The 16,699-nt window shown below is 72.5% G+C and carries 15 protein-coding genes; 7 read left to right on the top strand and 8 right to left on the bottom strand.

Annotated features, from left to right (window positions below; genetic code table 11):
- Window positions 1-315: 315 nt before the first annotated feature.
- A complete protein-coding gene (locus ACZ5FU_RS19075; protein WP_451529121.1) occupies window positions 316-501 on the top strand; it encodes a hypothetical protein in 186 nt (61 codons plus the stop codon).
- A 359-nt stretch (window positions 502-860) separates the two neighbouring features.
- On the opposite strand, the gene ACZ5FU_RS19080 is transcribed toward ACZ5FU_RS19075, so the two are convergent.
- Window positions 861-2,042 carry a DUF5685 family protein gene (locus ACZ5FU_RS19080; RefSeq protein WP_451529120.1) on the bottom strand — a complete coding sequence of 394 codons (1,182 nt, stop codon included), beginning with the start codon at window positions 2,040-2,042 and terminating at the stop codon, window positions 861-863.
- A gap of 337 nt (window positions 2,043-2,379) precedes the next feature.
- Here ACZ5FU_RS19080 and ACZ5FU_RS19085 point away from each other — a divergent pair, with 337 nt between their 5' ends.
- Window positions 2,380-2,817 (top strand): cell division protein SepF, encoded by a 438-nt coding sequence (locus ACZ5FU_RS19085; protein ID WP_451529119.1) that lies wholly within the window; start codon window positions 2,380-2,382, stop codon window positions 2,815-2,817.
- Between the two features lie 38 nt (window positions 2,818-2,855).
- On the opposite strand, the gene ACZ5FU_RS19090 is transcribed toward ACZ5FU_RS19085, so the two are convergent.
- Together ACZ5FU_RS19090 and ACZ5FU_RS19095 are read right to left on the bottom strand one after the other, a co-directional pair.
- Window positions 2,856-4,049 (bottom strand): acyl-CoA dehydrogenase family protein, encoded by a 1,194-nt coding sequence (locus tag ACZ5FU_RS19090; RefSeq protein ID WP_469045597.1) that lies wholly within the window; start codon window positions 4,047-4,049, stop codon window positions 2,856-2,858.
- Between the two features lie 182 nt (window positions 4,050-4,231).
- The gene (locus tag ACZ5FU_RS19095) at window positions 4,232-5,827 is read right to left on the bottom strand and encodes an MFS transporter (RefSeq protein ID WP_469045568.1); all 1,596 of its coding nucleotides are present in this window, start codon (window positions 5,825-5,827) and stop codon (window positions 4,232-4,234) included.
- A 257-nt stretch (window positions 5,828-6,084) separates the two neighbouring features.
- On the opposite strand from ACZ5FU_RS19095, the gene ACZ5FU_RS19100 reads away from it, so the two are divergent.
- Window positions 6,085-7,251 carry a glycosyltransferase family 39 protein gene (locus ACZ5FU_RS19100; protein ID WP_469045570.1) on the top strand — a complete coding sequence of 389 codons (1,167 nt, stop codon included), beginning with the start codon at window positions 6,085-6,087 and terminating at the stop codon, window positions 7,249-7,251.
- A 238-nt stretch (window positions 7,252-7,489) separates the two neighbouring features.
- A complete protein-coding gene (locus tag ACZ5FU_RS19105; RefSeq protein WP_451779594.1) occupies window positions 7,490-8,521 on the top strand; it encodes a phosphatase PAP2 family protein in 1,032 nt (343 codons plus the stop codon).
- A gap of 97 nt (window positions 8,522-8,618) precedes the next feature.
- On the opposite strand, the gene ACZ5FU_RS19110 is transcribed toward ACZ5FU_RS19105, so the two are convergent.
- Entirely contained in the window at window positions 8,619-8,834 is a 216-nt protein-coding gene (locus ACZ5FU_RS19110) for an I78 family peptidase inhibitor (RefSeq protein WP_451529115.1), read from the bottom strand.
- A 422-nt stretch (window positions 8,835-9,256) separates the two neighbouring features.
- On the opposite strand from ACZ5FU_RS19110, the gene ctaD reads away from it, so the two are divergent.
- Entirely contained in the window at window positions 9,257-10,936 is a 1,680-nt protein-coding gene (ctaD, locus tag ACZ5FU_RS19115) for an aa3-type cytochrome oxidase subunit I (protein WP_469045573.1), read from the top strand.
- A gap of 72 nt (window positions 10,937-11,008) precedes the next feature.
- Here the strand turns inward: ctaD and ACZ5FU_RS19120 are convergent, their stop codons facing one another.
- Complete coding sequence (locus tag ACZ5FU_RS19120; protein WP_451529113.1) at window positions 11,009-11,731, bottom strand: LysM peptidoglycan-binding domain-containing protein; 723 nt, start codon at window positions 11,729-11,731, stop codon at window positions 11,009-11,011.
- Window positions 11,732-12,247: 516 nt separating this feature from the next.
- Here ACZ5FU_RS19120 and ACZ5FU_RS19125 point away from each other — a divergent pair.
- Together ACZ5FU_RS19125 and ACZ5FU_RS19130 are read left to right on the top strand one after the other, a co-directional pair.
- Window positions 12,248-13,030 carry a hypothetical protein gene (locus ACZ5FU_RS19125; protein ID WP_451529112.1) on the top strand — a complete coding sequence of 261 codons (783 nt, stop codon included), beginning with the start codon at window positions 12,248-12,250 and terminating at the stop codon, window positions 13,028-13,030.
- Between the two features lie 121 nt (window positions 13,031-13,151).
- The gene (locus ACZ5FU_RS19130) at window positions 13,152-13,619 is read left to right on the top strand and encodes a hypothetical protein (protein ID WP_468645807.1); all 468 of its coding nucleotides are present in this window, start codon (window positions 13,152-13,154) and stop codon (window positions 13,617-13,619) included.
- A 78-nt stretch (window positions 13,620-13,697) separates the two neighbouring features.
- Here ACZ5FU_RS19130 and der read toward each other — a convergent pair whose 3' ends face one another.
- The 3 genes from der to cmk form a co-directional block, all read right to left on the bottom strand.
- On the bottom strand, window positions 13,698-15,176 hold the full coding sequence (gene der, locus ACZ5FU_RS19135; RefSeq protein WP_451529110.1) for a ribosome biogenesis GTPase Der: 1,479 nt from the start codon (window positions 15,174-15,176) through the stop codon (window positions 13,698-13,700).
- A 124-nt stretch (window positions 15,177-15,300) separates the two neighbouring features.
- On the bottom strand, window positions 15,301-15,978 hold the full coding sequence (locus ACZ5FU_RS19140) for a lysophospholipid acyltransferase family protein (protein WP_451779591.1): 678 nt from the start codon (window positions 15,976-15,978) through the stop codon (window positions 15,301-15,303).
- Window positions 15,975-16,661: a (d)CMP kinase gene (cmk, locus tag ACZ5FU_RS19145; protein ID WP_451529108.1), complete on the bottom strand. Its 687-nt coding sequence runs from the start codon at window positions 16,659-16,661 to the stop codon at window positions 15,975-15,977. The genes ACZ5FU_RS19140 and cmk overlap by 4 nt, the downstream gene beginning before the upstream one ends.
- Window positions 16,662-16,699 lie beyond the last annotated feature (38 nt).

Consider the following 16,699-nt stretch of genomic DNA (forward strand, 5'->3'; position numbering starts at 1 on the left):
CTCGCTGTCAAGGGTGTCCACACTGTGAGCCGTACGTCTCAGGTCGGTTGACGCGCCTGCGGATGCCTGTTCCACTTGGCCCATGCATCCGCAGCAGTGGCTGGTCACGCGCTCCCACATCGACTTCGGTCGAGTGTGGTCCTCCTCCTGTTGAGCTGACCCCCTGCGCGCCCCGGTTCCCGGGCGCCCCTTTCGCGTTCTTCCTCCCCCTGCTGTGCCTTCACCCGCGCCCCTCCCCTCGGCCCGCGCTCTTCTCCCTTCCTTCCCGTCGTCCCTTTCCGCTGTTCCTTTCCGTTGCTCTGGAGACCGCGCACGATGCGTACGTCCACGCGCTCCCACCGGAACGTCTTCACCCCGTTCCTCCTGATCACCTCGGCGTCCCTGCGGCTCACCGCCTGCGGCTCCGGAGCGGGCACCGTCTTCGCGGCCACGCCGGGGGACGGCGCGCACGTCTGCGCCGACGTCGGGAAGAAGCCGTACCAGGTGCGGACATGCGGCTGACAGGGCGCGATCCGGTCGTCGGTCCGGCAGGGCCGCGCCGATGTCGTGACGTCCACCGTCAACGGCCTGCGTCACGCCGTCGCCCACCAGGACGGCGTGAAGTTCCTCGACGAGTTCCAGCGCCCCGACGTCGGCGTCGCCTTCGAGAAGGGCACGAAGCCGGCCCCGCCTTCCGGGCGGCCGTCGACCGGCTCATCGCCGACGGCCCCTGCGCCGGGGTCCTCGACAAGTGGGGCACGACGGGCTCGGCGATCGGGAAGTCGCGGATCTCCCCGCCCGGACCGAGGGCCTGAGGGACCGGAGGGCTGAGGGACCGAAGGACCGAAGGGCTGCGGGGCGCGCCCGCGGGCGACCGCGGTTCAGCAGTCGCAGCCGCAGCCGTCGCAGCAGCAGCCGTCACCGCACTTCCCGCAGCAGTCACAGCAGTCGCAGCAGTCCGAGCAGTTGTCGCAGTCGCAGCGGTGGCACAGCCCCTCCTTCGGCTCCCGGGTCCACGGGTCCTCGTACTCGCCGCAGCACATCTGGCAGGTGCAGGCGAGGCCCGCCCACACCAGGCACCCGGCGAGCAGGCCGCGCCGGTCGCGGTGCGGCGGCCGCGGGGGCGGCGGGCCGCCGGGACCGGAGGGGGCGTAGGGGTTGCCCGGCGGCGGCCCGTACTGCTCCGGCGCGGGCGCGTGTCCGCACGAGGCGGTGCCGAAGGCCCGGTCCACGGAGGTGCGCAGCTCGTGCACGAGCAGCACGTGGGCGAGGCGGGCGTCCGTGAACTCGGCGTCGCGCAGCGCCAGCCGGATCCCGTGCACGGCGTCGTCCGCGAGCCGGCGGGCCTCCGCGAGGGAGGTTCCGGTGGCCGTGAGCGGGTTCCAGGCGCCGGACGCGGCGTCGGCCTCCCGGTCCTCCACGGCGTCCAGCAGGTGCGCGAGCCGGCCGAAGAGGCGGCCGGCCTCGGCGAGCGGCACGGCGTTGCCGGGCCGGCCCGCCAGGACCGCGGTGTGGGCGAAGGCCGCGGCGGTGGCCGTCTCGGTCGGCTCGGTGACGGTCAGCAACGGTGTTCCGGGCCCGGCGAGCGCCTCGATGCCGACCTGCCGGTCCACGGCGTCCACCAGGACGGCCGTGTCGAAGCCGACGGCGGAGCCGCCGCGCGCACCGGCCCGCCCCCAGCTCGTGGCCACCCGGCGCGCGGCCAGGGCGACCGGGCGGCGCGCCAGCAGCCCGTCCCCGTCGGCGACGTGGTCGCGCACCTTGGCGGCGGCCAGCACCAGCGAGACCGCCGCCGCGAGCCGGGCCCCCTCACCCTGGGCGACGGAGGCGGAGCGCATGCCGCGCAGCGGACAGGGTCCGGCCGTGCGCCGCGCGCCCTCGGGCCGTTCGGCCTGAGCCTCCGTCAGGACGGAGACGAGCAGGCCGTCGTAGTTGGTGACGATCCGCGCGAACTGTCCGTGATCGCGCCGCAGGGCGAGGCAGAGCCCGCACAGGTGCGCCATCCACTGGGTCTTGAGCCCCTCACCGAGCCGGTGCCGGCACGGCCTGACGATCCCGAACATGTCGATCCCCCGTGATGTGTGTCGGTCCCCGCGACGTCGAGCGGTCGTGGGGACCGCCGCATCGTATCGACCGCCGCTCACGCGGGAACGGCGCGCCCGGTTCACCCGTCCGCCCGACCGGTCACCCGTCCGCCGCGAAGAATCATATTTCACTCACAGTCAGCAGCCGTGTGGGTCGCGACCCTTGGGGCACTTGGACTCTCGACGGATCGGCTGTGCACCAGTAGCGTCACAAACCCCCCGCGCGGCGTCTATCCACTTGGCGCGACATCCGCATCATGGACGACCATGGGGAATGCGGATAGCAAGAACGACCGCTGCATGAGAGGAGGCGTCCATGGGATCGGTACGCAAGGCGAGTGCCTGGCTTGGCCTCGTCGACGACAACGATGACGAGCGTTACTACGACGACGACTACTCCGAGGGGACCGACCCCGGAGACGCCTGGGTCACCGACCCGCGGGTGAAGGTCGCCACCGACACGGCCCAGGAGAAGGGCCGCCGGATCGGCACCGTGACCCCGGACAGCTTCCGGGACGCGCGGGCGATCGGCGAGCTGTTCCGCGAGGGTGTCCCGGTCATCATGAACCTCACGGCCATGGAGGCCGCCGACGCCAAGCGCGTGGTCGACTTCGCGGCCGGGCTGATCTTCGGCCTGCGCGGTTCGATCGAGCGGGTGTCGACCCGGGTGTTCCTGCTGAGCCCCTCCAACACCGAGATCGTGAGCGGCGACCCGGCCGCGCGCCGCGCGGACGGCTTCTTCAACCAGAGCTGAGGCGGGGCCGCTCGCCGGCCCCGCTCCCCCTCCCGGGGTCAGCGGAAGGCGTCGAGTCCGGTGAGCGCCTTGCCCAGCACGAGCTGGTGCATCTCGACGGTGCCCTCGTAGGTCAGCACCGACTCGAGGTTGGTCGCGTGCCGCATGACGGGGTACTCGAGGGAGATCCCGTTGGCCCCGAGGATCGTCCGCGCCGTACGGCAGATCTCGATCGCCTCCCGCACGTTGTTGAGCTTGCCGAAGCTGACCTGCTCGGGACGCAGGCGGCCGGCGTCCATCCGCCGCCCCAGGTGGTGGGCGAGCAGGATCCCCTTGTGCAGTTCGACCGCCATGTCGGCGAGTTTGGCCTGGGTGAGCTGGAACCCGCCGATCGGCCGCCCGAACTGCTCCCGCGACTTCGCGTAGTCGACGGCGGTCTCGAAGCAGGCCCGTGCCGCCCCCATGGCACCCCAGACGATCCCGTACCGGGCGTGGGACAGACAGCTCAGCGGCCCCTTGAGCCCGACGACCTCCGGCAGGACGGCGTCGGCGGGCAGCCGTACGTCGTCCAGCACGAGTTCGCTGGTGACGCTGGCCCGCAGGGACCACTTGCGGGTGATCTCGGGCGCGGAGAACCCGGGGGTGTCGGTGGGCACGACGAAGCCGCGGATGCCCTCCTCGGTCTGCGCCCACACCACGGCGACGCCCGCGACCGACCCGTTGGTGATCCACATCTTGCGCCCGTTCAGGACCCAGTCGGAGCCGTCCCGCTCGGCGTGCGTCCGCATGCCGGCGGGGTCCGAGCCGTGGTCGGGCTCGGTCAGCCCGAAGCAGCCGATGACCTCGCCGGCGGCCATGCGCGGCAGCCAGGCCCGCTTCTGCTCCTCGCTGCCGAACCGGTGGACGGCGTACATGGCGAGGGAGCCCTGGACGGAGACGAGCGAGCGGATCCCGGAGTCGGCGGCCTCCAGCTCCAGGCAGGCCAGCCCGTACTGCACATGGGTGGCACCGGCGCACCCGTAGCCCGTGAGGGACATGCCGAGGGCCCCGATCCCGCCCAGCTCCCTCGCCAGTTCCCTGATCCCGGGCAGCTCGCCCTTCTCGTACCACTCGGCGACGTACGGCAGGACCCGGTCGCCGGCCCAGGAGCGCACGGTGTCCCGTACGGCGAGGTCCTCGTCGTCCAGGAGGTCGTCGATCCCGAGGGGGTCGGACGGGTCGAAAGGAGGCGGCACGGGCGCCGAGGACGACACGTACTCCGAGGACGCCGAGGACGCCGAGGACGCCGACATGATTCCCTCCGAAACCTGAAAACTAGCACCGCTAGTCACGCGACTCCCCCGACGTTACGACGCCCCGCGGACCCCGTCCAGCCCCCGCCCCGCGCGCCCCGCCGGTGATCGCCGCGGGCGGCGCGCGGCGGGGAGGCCGGCCGTCAGGCCGAGACCCGCGGCTGCCCGGCCTCCCGGGGCGAGGGCACCCGCACCGCGGGGGCCTCGCACTGCATCACCCGCGGCAGCCGCAGCGCCATCACCGCGCCCAGCAGCAGCAGTCCCGCGCTCACCAGCAGCGTCACGTGCAGGCCGTGCACGAAACAGTCCCGTGCCGTCTGCCGCAGGACCTCCCCGGCGGGCCCGCCGAGCCGCCCGGCGACCTCGTACGCCTCGCCCAGCGAGTTGCCGGCCGCGGCCGACGCCTCGGCCGGCACCCCCGGCACCGACGACAGCCCCGGCGCGTAGGCCGCGTTCATCACGCTGCCCAGCAGCGCGATCCCGATCCCGGCCCCCAGCTGGTACGACGTCTCGCCGATCGCCGCCGCCCCGCCCGCCTGCTCCGGCGGCGCCTCGCTCAGCATCGACTCGTACGCCCCGAAGAGCGTCGTCTCCAGCCCGAACCCGAGCAGCAGGAAGCCGGCCAGCAGCAGCGCGGGGTTGTCCGCCCCGCCCATCGGGGTCAGGGCGACGACCGCGGCGGCGGTGAGGCAGAAGCCGGCGCACACCGTCCGCCGCGGCCCGAACCGCCGCAGCAGCCGCGCCCCGGCGAGCCCCGCGGCCATCGCCGCGAAGGTCAGCGGCAGCAGTCGCAGCCCCGTCTCCAGGGGGGAGAGGTCCAGCACCAGCTGGAGGTACTGCGCCGCGATCAGTTCCAGGCCCACCAGCGCCAGCATCGCCAGCACGATGCACCCCACCGCCGTACCGAACGCGGGCCGCGCGAACATCCGCAGGTCCACCAGCGGGTGCGCGCGCCGCCGCTGACGCCGTACGAACAGCACGATCAGCAGCGCGCCCGCGGCCAGCGGCACCAGGGTGAGCGGACCCAGTTCACCGCTGCCCAGCCGCTTCACGCCCAGGACGGCGCCGAACAGTCCGGCGGCGGCCGTCAGCGCGCCCACGACGTCCCACGGCCCCTCCCCGGTGCCCTTGGACTCGGGCAGCAGCAGCCGGCCCACCGGCAGGCCGACCAGCATCAGGGGGATGTTGACGAGGAAGACCGAACCCCACCAGAAGTGCTCCAGCAGGAAGCCGCCGAGCAGTGGCCCGACCGCCGCGCCGACCGCGGCCACGGCGCTCCAGATGCCGATGGCGAGCGCCCGCTCGCGCCGGTCGGGGAAGACCTGGCGCAGGATGGACAGCGTCGCGGGCATGATCATCGCGCCGCCGACGCCGAGCAGCGCCCGCGCGAGGACGAGCACCTCGCCGCTCCCGGCGAACGCCGCGAGCGCGGAGGCCACGCCGAACAGCGTGTAACCGAGCAGCAGCACCTTCCTGCGGCCGACCCTGTCGCCGAGCGTGCCGAACAGGATCAGCAGCGAGGCGCAGACCAGGGGGTAGGTGTCGACGATCCAGAGCAGTTCCATCGCGCCGGGCCGCAGGTCCTCGGTGACGGCGGGCACCGCCACGTGCAGCACGGTCGCGTCCACGGCGACCAGGAGCAGACTGACGCACAGCACCACCAGGACGACCCAGCGGTTGGCACCGGCCCCGGCCGCCCGACGGCGCCACCGAACGGCGGCCGTGGTCGTCCCGGACATGAACGTACCTCCCAGAGTTTCCCCGGTTCGGCGGGCTCGCGGGGTGGGGACTCCCCGGGGCTCGGCCGGAGAGGAAGCGGTGGTCCCCGGCCCGCGCGACGAACGACGAGTGACACGCAGCGTACGCGAGTTCGCGCGCCGGTCACGTGGCGGACCTCTCACAGCTCCCCGCCGAACATGTGGCGTACGCCACTCCCCTCACCGCCCGTCGCACCCCGGCGCACCCTCCGTTCCCGGGTGCCGCCGATAATCGCCCGGTGACCGATCTCGACACCCGGGTGGCCCCGCCCGGCTCCCCGACGCTGCGCCGGGCGGCCCCCGCTCTCCTGGGGTACGCGGCCGTGCGCGCGCTGGGGCTGCTCGCCCTGGCCGTGTGGAGCGCGGCGCGGGACAAGAGCGCCTACACCCTGCTGACGGCCCGCTGGGACTCCTTGTGGTACACCCGGGTCGCCGAGCTGGGATACGGCTACGAGGTGCGGCTGCCGAACGGCGACGTCCACTCCAACCTCGCCTTCTTCCCGCTGCTGCCGTGGCTGGAGCGCCTGCTCCGGGAGCTGACGCCGCTGTCGTACGCCGACGCCGGTTTCGCCGTCTCCCTGAGCGCCTCGCTCGCCGCGGCCTGGGGGATCTTCGCGATCGCCGACCGTCTGTACGGGCGCCGGGCCGGGGTGTGCGCGGTGCTGCTGTGGGCGGTGCTGCCGGTCGGGATCGTGCAGTCGATGGCGTACAGCGAGTCCCTGTTCACCGCGCTGGCCGCCTGGTCGCTGTACGCGGTGCTCACCGGCCGCTGGGTGACCGCGGGTCTGCTGGCGTCGCTCGCCGGGCTGACCCGTCCGGTGGGGATCGCCGTGGTGGCGGCGGTGTGGACGGCGGGCGTGGTCTCGTTCGTGCGAGAGCGGAGTGCGGCGGACGCGCCGGGCGCGCGCGTCGCCCCGCGCGCCCTGGGTCTTCTCCTCGCTCCCCTGGGCGCCGCCGGCTACGTCCTCTGGGTCGGCCACCGCACCGGGAAGGGGCCGCTCGGCTATCTCGACGTCCAGGCGGGCTGGCGCAACGGGTTCGACGGCGGCCGCGCCTTCGCCGGGTTCGTCATGGACAAGTTCACGTCGCCCCCCTCGGCCTTCGCCGGTCTCGCCCTGGTCGTCGGCGTCGTCCTGCTGATCCTGCTCCACGTCGCCGGCGTGCGCGGCCGCCAGCCCCTCCCCCTGCTGGTCCACACGGGGACCGTGCTGGCGCTCGCCCTGTGCGCCTCCAGCTACTTCGGCTCGAAACCGCGCCTGCTGCTGCCCGCCTTCCCCCTGCTGTTCCCCCTCGCCACGGCCCTCGCGCGGCTGCGGCCCTGGCGATCGGCCCTGGTCGTCGGCAGCGCCGCGGCGGCCTCGGCCGTGTACGGCGCGTGGTGGCTGAACGGCTCCGGTCCGCCCTGAGCCGCCCCGGCGGGCGGATGAGCGGACGGGGAATGGCGGCCGTGCATTCGGTGAACGCATTCATAAGTAATCCAAAACCACCCCTCGAAATGATCAAAAGAATTGCGGGGAACACACTTCGGAGATTGCGGATTCCCGTCGAATATCCGCCCCCCTGAGAGCAATCCCACATCACATCGTCATCACAAAGCCGTGGATTCGGCGGGGAACTGCACTCACCCGCTGTAACGTCGATTGGGTGCGTACCGAACGAAACCTCACCCGTCTGGACCGGGTGTTCGCAAGGCTCGACCGTGAGCCGGAACGACCGGCCCACCTCGACGTGCCGCAGATGAGCAGGCACCGGGTCGCGCTGTTCTCGGCGACCCTGGCCTTCTACCTGGCCATCGTGTGGCTCGTGGTGATCACCTCGTGGCTGGTCCGCCTCGACTGGCAGGTCATGTTCTTCCGGCCGTACCAGCAGTGGTCGGAGATCCACTGGTTCGTGGACTACTACGTGGTCCTCGGCCAGCGCGGCCCCACCGCCGTCATGGTCTGCGCCTGGCTCGGCTGGAGATCCTGGCGCCAGCACACCCTGCGGCCCCTGCTCACGCTCGGCACGTCGCTGCTGCTGCTGAACCTCACCGTCGGTGCCGCCAAGATCGGCATGGGCCGCCTCGGCCCGCACTACGCCACCGCCATCGGCTCGAACGAGATGGGTCTGGGCGGCGACATATTTCCCAGCGGTCACACCGCCAACGCGGTCGTGACCTGGGGAATCCTGGCCTATCTGGCCTCCACCCCACGAGCCCGCCGCTGGCTGTCCGCGCTCTCCGCGGTGACCTCGCTCGGCGTCGGCCTGGCCACGGTCTACCTCGGTACGCACTGGTTGAGCGACGTGGTCCTCGGCTGGGCCGCCGGCCTGCTGATCCTGCTGGCGCTGCCCGCGTTCGAGCCGCTGATCGCCCGCACCGAGACCTGGATCTTCACCCTGCGTGACCGCCTGCGCGACCGCCGCGCGAGGACGGCGCCCGTCCCTGCGCCGGTGCCGGTGCCGGTGCCCGTGCCGCTCACGCAGCGCGCCCCGGCCGGCCGGACGGACGAGACCACCGCGGCCCGCGAGGCGGCCGCCCGTCCGCCCAGGACGCCGGTCTACCTCGCCCCCGGCCCGCACGTGGCCCGCGCGGAGCGCGCCCCGGTCACCCCGGCCGGCAGTCGCCGCCCGCCGCACGCGGACCGGCTTCCGCACGGTTCGGCCAACCCGGCCCCCCGCCCCGTGAGCGGCGGCTGAGGCACGCGGGGCCCATCGGTGCGCACACACCGGGCCCCGCGCGTCCCGGCCCTCCCCGCACCCCGGGTCCTCCGTACGCACCGGTCCCCGGCGCGCCTCAGCCCTTCCAGGCGCGCGTCACGCGCCCTTCGCGCACCTCGAAATTCATCCGGCCCACGCGGTACTCCATGGTGATGATCGTTCCGGGCGCCAGCGAGCGCACCGTCGACCACCCTCGCTCGCGGGCGAGCCGCTCGGCCCGGCCGCTCTCGAGGCCGAGGTACCCGTCCGGACTGTCCTGGGGCTCCGCTGGCGGAGTGGGAATCGGTGCCATACCCGTCACGCTAGGCCGGGACAGCCGTTCCGGGAACCCCGAACAGGAGATGTGGATCACTACGGTCACACTTCTGTCACAGGATCACGACATGGGTTTCCGAGCGACCGAATCACCCGAACGGGCGATTCCGTAAGCCTTCCGCGCCTATTCGATCGGCTTTTCCGCGTGTCGCGCCGACTCCTTCTCCCAGCCGACGGAAAGTTCCCGGAGAACCGTTCCCCGTCCCCCGTCCTCTTTCGATTCCGCGGGCCCGCGCGGGGCCGGATCCCCATAGGAAATACACGGCTCCCCCACACGTCCCCCCTATGCCCTCTGCCGGGCGCGCGGCGCCGCGAGCGCCATGACGACGGCTCGCGGGCACCCGTGCGGCGCGGGCGGGGCGGGACCGGGGACGCGACGAGCGAAGGGGCGAGCGAGCGATGGGGACGGAGACCGTACCGGGGACGGCGCGCACCACGGGCGGGAGGCGGGGCCGGGTGGTCGTCGACTGGCTGACCACCACCGACCACAAGAAGATCGGGCACCTCTACCTGATCACGGCGTTCGCGTTCTTCCTGATCGGCGGCGCCATGGCGCTGATCATGCGGGCCGAACTGGCCCGCCCGGGTCTGCAGATCGTGAACAACCAGCAGTTCAATCAGTTGTTCACCCTGCACGGCACGATCATGCTGCTGCTGTTCGCGACCCCGTCCTTCGCGGGCTTCGCCAACGAGCTGATGCCGCTCCAGATCGGCGCCCCGGACGTCGCCTTCCCCCGGCTGAACATGCTGTCGTACTGGCTGTTCCTGTTCGGCGGGCTGATCGTGCTCGGCTCGCTGCTGGTGCCGGAGGGGCCGGCCGCCTTCGGCTGGTTCGCCTACGCGCCGCTCAACGACGCCACGCACTCCCCCGGCCTCGGCCCCGACCTGTGGATCATGGGGCTGGCGCTGGCCGGCTTCGGCACGATCCTCGGCGCGGTCAACTTCATCACCACCATCATCGGGATGCGCGCGCCCGGCATGACCATGTTCCGGATGCCGATCTTCACCTGGAACACCCTCTTCACGTCGATCCTGGTCCTGCTGGCGTTCCCGGTGCTGGCGGCGGCCCTGCTGGTGCTGGAGGCGGACCGGCGGTTCGGCTCGCAGGTCTTCGACGCGGCCAACGGCGGGGCGCTGCTGTGGCAGCACCTCTTCTGGTTCTTCGGACATCCCGAGGTGTACATCATCGCGCTGCCGTTCTTCGGGATCATCACCGAGATCATCCCGGTCTTCAGCCGCAAGCCGATCTTCGGCTACCTGACCCTGGTCGGCGCGACGATGGCGATCACCGGGCTGTCGGTGGTCGTCTGGGCCCACCACATGTTCGCCACCGGCGCGGTGCTGCTGCCGTTCTTCTCGTTGCTGTCGTTCCTGATCGCGGTGCCGACGGGCGTGAAGTTCTTCAACTGGACCGGGACCATGCTGAAGGGCTCGATCTCGTTCGAGACGCCGATGCTGTGGGCGACCGGCTTCCTGGTGACGTTCCTGTTCGGCGGTCTGACCGGGGTGATCCTGGCCTCGCCGCCACTGGACTTCCACGTCACCGACTCCTACTTCGTGGTGGCGCACTTCCACTACGTCGTCTTCGGCACGGTGGTCTTCGCGGTCTTCGCCGGGTTCTTCTTCTGGTGGCCGAAGTTCACCGGCAAGCTGCTCGACGAACGGCTCGGCAAGATCCAGTTCTGGACGCTGTTCGTCGGCTTCCACACCACGTTCCTGGTCCAGCACTGGCTGGGCGCCGAGGGCATGCCGCGCCGCTACCCGGACTACCTGGCCGCGGACGGCTTCACCGCTCTCAACACGCTCTCCACGATCGGCGCGTTCCTCCTCGGCCTGTCGACCCTGCCGTTCCTCCTCAACGTCTGGAGGACCACCAGGTACGGCCGCAGGGTCGAGGTCGACGACCCCTGGGGCTTCGGCCGTTCCCTGGAGTGGGCGACCTCCTGCCCGCCGCCCCGGCACAACTTCACCGCGCTGCCCCGGATCCGCTCGGAGTCCCCGGCGTTCGACCTGCGCCACCCCGAGCACGCGGCGGAGATCCCGCAACCGGAGCCGGAGAAGCACCAGGCGCGCTCGTGAGCGCACGGGCTCGTGGACGTGGCCCCGTGGTGCCGGCCGGTGTGCACGCCGGCACCACGGGGCCGGACGCCGTCAGAAGTTCAGCCGCAGACCGGGCACGATCAGGTCGGGATTCCCGCCGACGGCCGCCTTGTTCGCGGCGTAGAGCCGCTGCCAGGTGCTGCCGTGGCGCGCGGCGATCGTGCTGAGCGTGTCGCCCGCGCGGACGGTGTAGTCGCCGTCGCCGCGGGAGGACGTGTCGCGGGAGCCGTGGCCGGGAGTACGCTCGGCGGCCGTCCTCGAGGAGCCGGCCGCGGCCGGACCGTTCTTCGCCGGACCGTTCTTCGCCGGCCCGCCGGCGGACGAGCCGCCCCGTGCGGCACCGCTGCCGGCCGAACCGCTCCCGTCCCGGCCGCCCGCGGCCGTGGGCGCGCCGCCGAAGGCCCCGGCGCGCGTGGAGCAGGTCGGCCACGCACCCCAGCCCTGGGAGCGCTGGACCCTGGCGGCGATGTCGATCTGCTGCTCCCTGGTGGCCCGGTCCGCGGTCGGCGCGTAGGCCGTGCCGCCGTAGGCGCGCCAGGTGGAGGCGGAGAACTGGAGCCCGCCGTAGTAGCCGTTGCCGGTGTCGATGTGCCAGTCGCCGCCGCTCTCGCACCGGGCGATGCGGTCCCACACTCCGGCGTCCGCCGCGGCGGCGTCGCCGCCGGCGGCCAGCAGTCCCAGGGGCGCGAGGAGCGCGGCCCCGGCGAGGACCGCCGCCGTACGCGCCTTGGCGGCACGGGCGTCGACGCGGGTGTCATCGGCACATTCGGACATGAGGATCCCTTTCCACGAACCCGGGCCTTCCCCCGGGCGGAGCGCGCCGTCCGCGCGGGAACGCGGTCGTCGTGCTCCGCCCCGTCCGTCGGCGGTGGTGCTGCGCGCCGTCTGGTTCTGCGCGGCCGGCGGACGTACCCGGGCGGTGCTCGCTGCACACGGCCGAGGAATCTAGGGACTCCGACGGCCTGTCATCAATCAACCCGCCGTCATCGCAGGCCAGTTGACTGTTACCGCTGGTATCAGCGAAATCAGGACACCCACTTCATTACCTGATTTCCTGATTTGTCGACCGGTGCCACACCCCGTCTGTGTTCCACCTCACGCACTCAACTTCCGTGACACTCTCGTTACTTGACGGTGAGTGGCCGATTTCGCACGAATCGTGACCGTGCGCGCGGGCCGGTTCGATTCCCTTCGCCCCGCAGCGTGACCCCCGCCACAACTCGCCCGTTGTCTCTGCATGAGCCGGGGAGCACCCGGCCCGCCCACGCACCGCATCCGAGGGAGTCACCCGTGCCGCGCATGCTCGACGTCAGCGACGAGGTACGTGCCGAGATCGGCGCCGAAGAAGCCGACCGACTGATCGCCGGAGAGAACGCCCCGGGCAGTTACGACTGCACGTCCTGCCGCACCCCGGGCGACTCCGAGTACGAGCGCACCAGCACCGTCCTGTTCATCGGGGAGGAGACCGCCGTCCTCGCCTTCGCCCACGCCACCTGCCTGCCGTCGCAGATCATCCAGGTCACCGAGGAGCAGCTCCGGGGCGCCGTCCGCTCCATCGGCGGCGACCCCGTCGCCCCGGCCCCCGGCAAGGTCGTGCCCGAGCAGGCCGTGCTCGGCGTGACCAGCGGACTCGTCCTGATCGCCGGGGAGCTGCACCCGGCCCTGGTCGTCGAGCCGACCGCGCCCATCGTGCGGCCCGGGGCCACCGACATCGGCGACGACTTCCTGCCGCTCCTCATCGAGCAGGGCTTCATGCCGCTGTCCGAGCTGTCCGAGGCGCCGCCCGTGCGGCACGGCTGGTCCGTGCTGCTCGCGATGGGGCAGCTGCACGCGGTGCTCCAGCCCTCGGTCAACGGCGGGCAGCCGGTGGCCTGGTGGCAGGCCCACCAGCCGCTGCAGGTGACGGAAGGCTGGCGGACCGCCGCCAACAAGCACCAGCAGGTGCTGATGTTCGCGGCACCGGTGGGATCGATCGGCCGCCAGCCCCGGGAGGACCTGCTGCGGGACGCGCTGGACAAGGCCGCGGCCAACGGCCAGCTGGTCGGGGCGGCACTCCCCCTCGCCGGAACCTGAGCCCTGCGGGCGCGGGTCCCCGGGGCCCGCGCCCGCAGGGCGGGAACGCGGGCCGCACCCCGCGCTCCCGAAGGCCGGTCACCGGCCGCATCCCCCGACCTCACACGTCGTTTGGACATACGTGCACACCTACGACGTTCCCCGCCGCCAGCCCTACCCGATCCCGTCCGCGCGAACGGCCCAGGACTCCCGGGATCCCCAGGGCGGCCCCTCGGCCACGCCGATCTACGACGCGCTCTACGCCGAGTACGTCAAGTCGTTCCGCTCGCTGCCGGGTGACCGCAGCGGTGAGGAGGACCTGGGGTTCACGGCCTTCGGGAACATGCCGCACGGCACGGGGACGTACGCGGTACCGCGGCCGGGGTCGTTCAGCAGTTCCTACAGCTCCTACAGCGCGGGCGCGCAGAGCGCACGGCTCGGGCAGCCGTCACGGGCCCCGTACCCGGCGCAGGAACAGGAGCGGGAGCAGGAGCCGTCGCGGCCGCCGCAGTGGCAGCGGGTCGGCCCGCTCGGGCAGACCGGCCGTCCGCACGGCGCGACGCACCACGTCCCGGCGGCCCTGCCCCCGGCACCCCGGCGGGGCGCCTGAGGCACGCGACGGGCGCGGTACGGCCGGAGGGCGGCACCCACCTCGGGTGCCGCCCTCCGGCCGTGCCGTCGGATCAGGTCACTTCTTCTTGCCGCGCTTCTCGCGCACCCGCACCGAGATGTGGATCGGCGTGCCCTCGAAGCCGAACTCCTCGCGCAGCCGGCGCTCGACGAAGCGCCGGTAGCCCGCCTCGATGAAACCGGAGGCGAACAGCACGAACCGCGGCGGCTTGGTGCCCGCCTGGGTGCCGAAGAGGATGCGCGGCTGCTTGCCGCCCCGGATCGGGTGCGGGTGAGCGGCGACCAGCTCACCGAGGAAGGCGTTCAGCCGGCCGGTCGGGACGCGCGTCTCCCAGCCCGCGAGGGCGGTCTCGATCGCCGGGACCAGCTTCTCCATGTGCCGTCCGGTGCGCGCCGAGACGTTCACCCGCGGCGCCCACGCCACCTGGGCCAGCTCGGTCTCGATCTCCCGCTCCAGGTAGTAGCGGCGCTCCTCCTCGAGGGTGTCCCACTTGTTGTAGGCGAGGACGACGGCGCGGCCCGCCTCCACCGCCATGGTGACGATCCGCTGGTCCTGCACGGAGATCGACTCGGAGGCGTCGATCAGGATGACCGCCACCTCGGCCTTCTCCACCGCGGCCGCCGTGCGCAGCGAGGCGTAGTAGTCGGCGCCCTGCTGGAGGTGGACCCGCTTGCGGATACCGGCCGTGTCGACGAACTTCCAGGTGACGCCGCCCAGTTCGATCAGCTCGTCGACCGGGTCGCGGGTGGTGCCGGCCAGCTCGTTGACGACGACGCGCTCCTCGCCGGCCACCTTGTTCAGCAGCGAGGACTTGCCGACGTTCGGGCGGCCGATGAGGGCGATGCGGCGCGGGCCGCCGACCGCCGTGCCGAAGGTCTGCGCGGGCGCCTCCGGCAGTGCCTCCAGGACCGCGTCCAGCATGTCGCCGGTGCCGCGGCCGTGCAGCGCGGAGACGGGGTGCGGTTCGCCGAGGCCCAGGGACCACAGGTAGGCGGCGTCCGCCTCACCGCTCTGGCCGTCCACCTTGTTGGCGGCGAGCACGACGGGCTTGCCCGCCTTGCGCAGCAGCCGTACGACCGCCTCGTCGGTGTCGGTGGCGCCGACCTTGGCGTCGACGACGAACACGACGGCGTCGGCCGCCTCGATCGCGTACTCGGCCTGCGCGGCCACGGAGGCGTCGATGCCGAGGACGTCCTGCTCCCAGCCGCCGGTGTCGACGACCTTGAAGCGGCGGCCCGCCCACTCGGCCTCGTAGGTGACCCGGTCGCGGGTGACGCCCGGCTTGTCCTCGACGACCGCCTCGCGCCGCCCGATGATCCGGTTGACGAGGGTCGACTTGCCGACGTTCGGGCGGCCGACGACCGCGAGGACGGGCAGCGGCCCGTGCCCGGCGGCCTCGATCGCCCCCTCGACGTCCTCGACGTCGAAGCCCTCGACCGCGGCGAGCTCCATGAACTCCGCGTACTCGGCGTCGCCGAGCGCCCCGTGGTCGTGCTCGAAGGAGTCCGAGCCGTCGGGCTGGATGTGGTCGTTCATGAAGTCCGTACCTCTGCGTTCATTCGTGGTGATCGGTGGAGCACCCGTTTTCGGCGGTTTGATCCACTACTCAGTGTCGCCCAGCGCCCGCCCGGACGCCCGGCGTTTTCCTACCCTCGCGCCGCTACGCGTCGCGCGGCCGCCCGTCGTCCGCCGCGCGGCCGGTGAGCCGTCTGGCGTGTTCCAGGTGGGCGGCCAGTTGCTTCTGGATGCGTTCGGTGGCCTCGTCCAGCGCCTTGCGGGTGCGCCGCCCGCTGCCGTCGCCCGCCTCGAACGGGTCGCCGAAGACGACGTCGACGCGGGACCGCAGCGGGGGCAGCGCCCTGAACAACCGTCCGCGCCGCTCGGTGCTTCCCAGGACGGCCACGGGGACGATCGCCGCCCCGCTGCGCACCGCGAAGTAGGCGAGCCCCGCGCGCAGGGAGGCGAAGTCGCCCTCGCCCCGCGTGCCCTCCGGGAAGATCCCGAGGACGCCGCCGGCCTCCAGCACGCCCAGCGCGCGGGTGATGGCCTTGCGGTCGGTGGTGTCCCGGTCGACCTTGAGCTGACCGATGCCGGTCAGGAACGGGTCGAGGGGGCCGATGAACGCTTCCTTCTTGATCAGGAAGTGCGTCGGCCGGGGGGCCACGCCCATGACCATCGGCCCGTCGATGTTGTGGGAGTGGTTGACGGCGAAGATCACGGGGCCGGTCGCCGGAACCTTCCAGGCGCCCAGCACGCGCGGCTTCCACAGCCCGAACATCAGGCCGACGCCGATGCGCCGCCCGACCTCCGCCCCTCTCTCCGAGGGCAGCTCGCTCACCTCTCCGCCCGCTTCTCCCCGACGAGGGTGACCACGCACTCGATGACCTGGGCCAGCGTCAGCTCGGTGGTGTCCACCTCGACGGCGTCGTCCGCCTTGGCGAGCGGGGAGGTCTTGCGGGAGGAGTCGGCCGCGTCCCGCTTGATCAGCGCCTCGCGGGTGCTGTGCACGTCCGCGCCCTTCAGCTCGCCGCTGCGGCGGGCGGCGCGGGCCTCCGGCGAGGCGGTGAGGAAGATCTTCAGGTCGGCGTCGGGCAGCACGGTCGTCCCGATGTCCCGTCCCTCGACGACGATGCCCCGTTCGGCGGAGGCCGCCAGCGACCGCTGCAGCTCGGTGATCCTCGACCGCACCTCGGGCACGGCGCTCACCGCGCTGACCTTGGAGGTGACCTCCTGGGTGCGGATCGGGCCGGCCACGTCGACGCCGTCGACCGTGATCGTCGGGTCGGCCGGGTCGGTGCCGGAGACGATCTCGGGCTTGCCGGCGACGGCGGCGATCGCCGTGGGGTCCTCGATATCGATCCCGTTGCTGACCATCCACCACGTGATCGCCCGGTACTGGGCACCGGTGTCCAGGTAGCTCAGCCCGAGCTGGGCGGCCACGGCCTTGGACGTGCTCGACTTGCCCGTGCCGGAGGGGCCGTCGATGGCGACAATCACGGGCTGGGCGGCGCCGTTTTCCACGGGAGGACACCTTCCTGGTGCGAGGCGGTGGGCTGCGG

Source organism: Streptomyces sp. NPDC031554 (assembly GCF_055580685.1).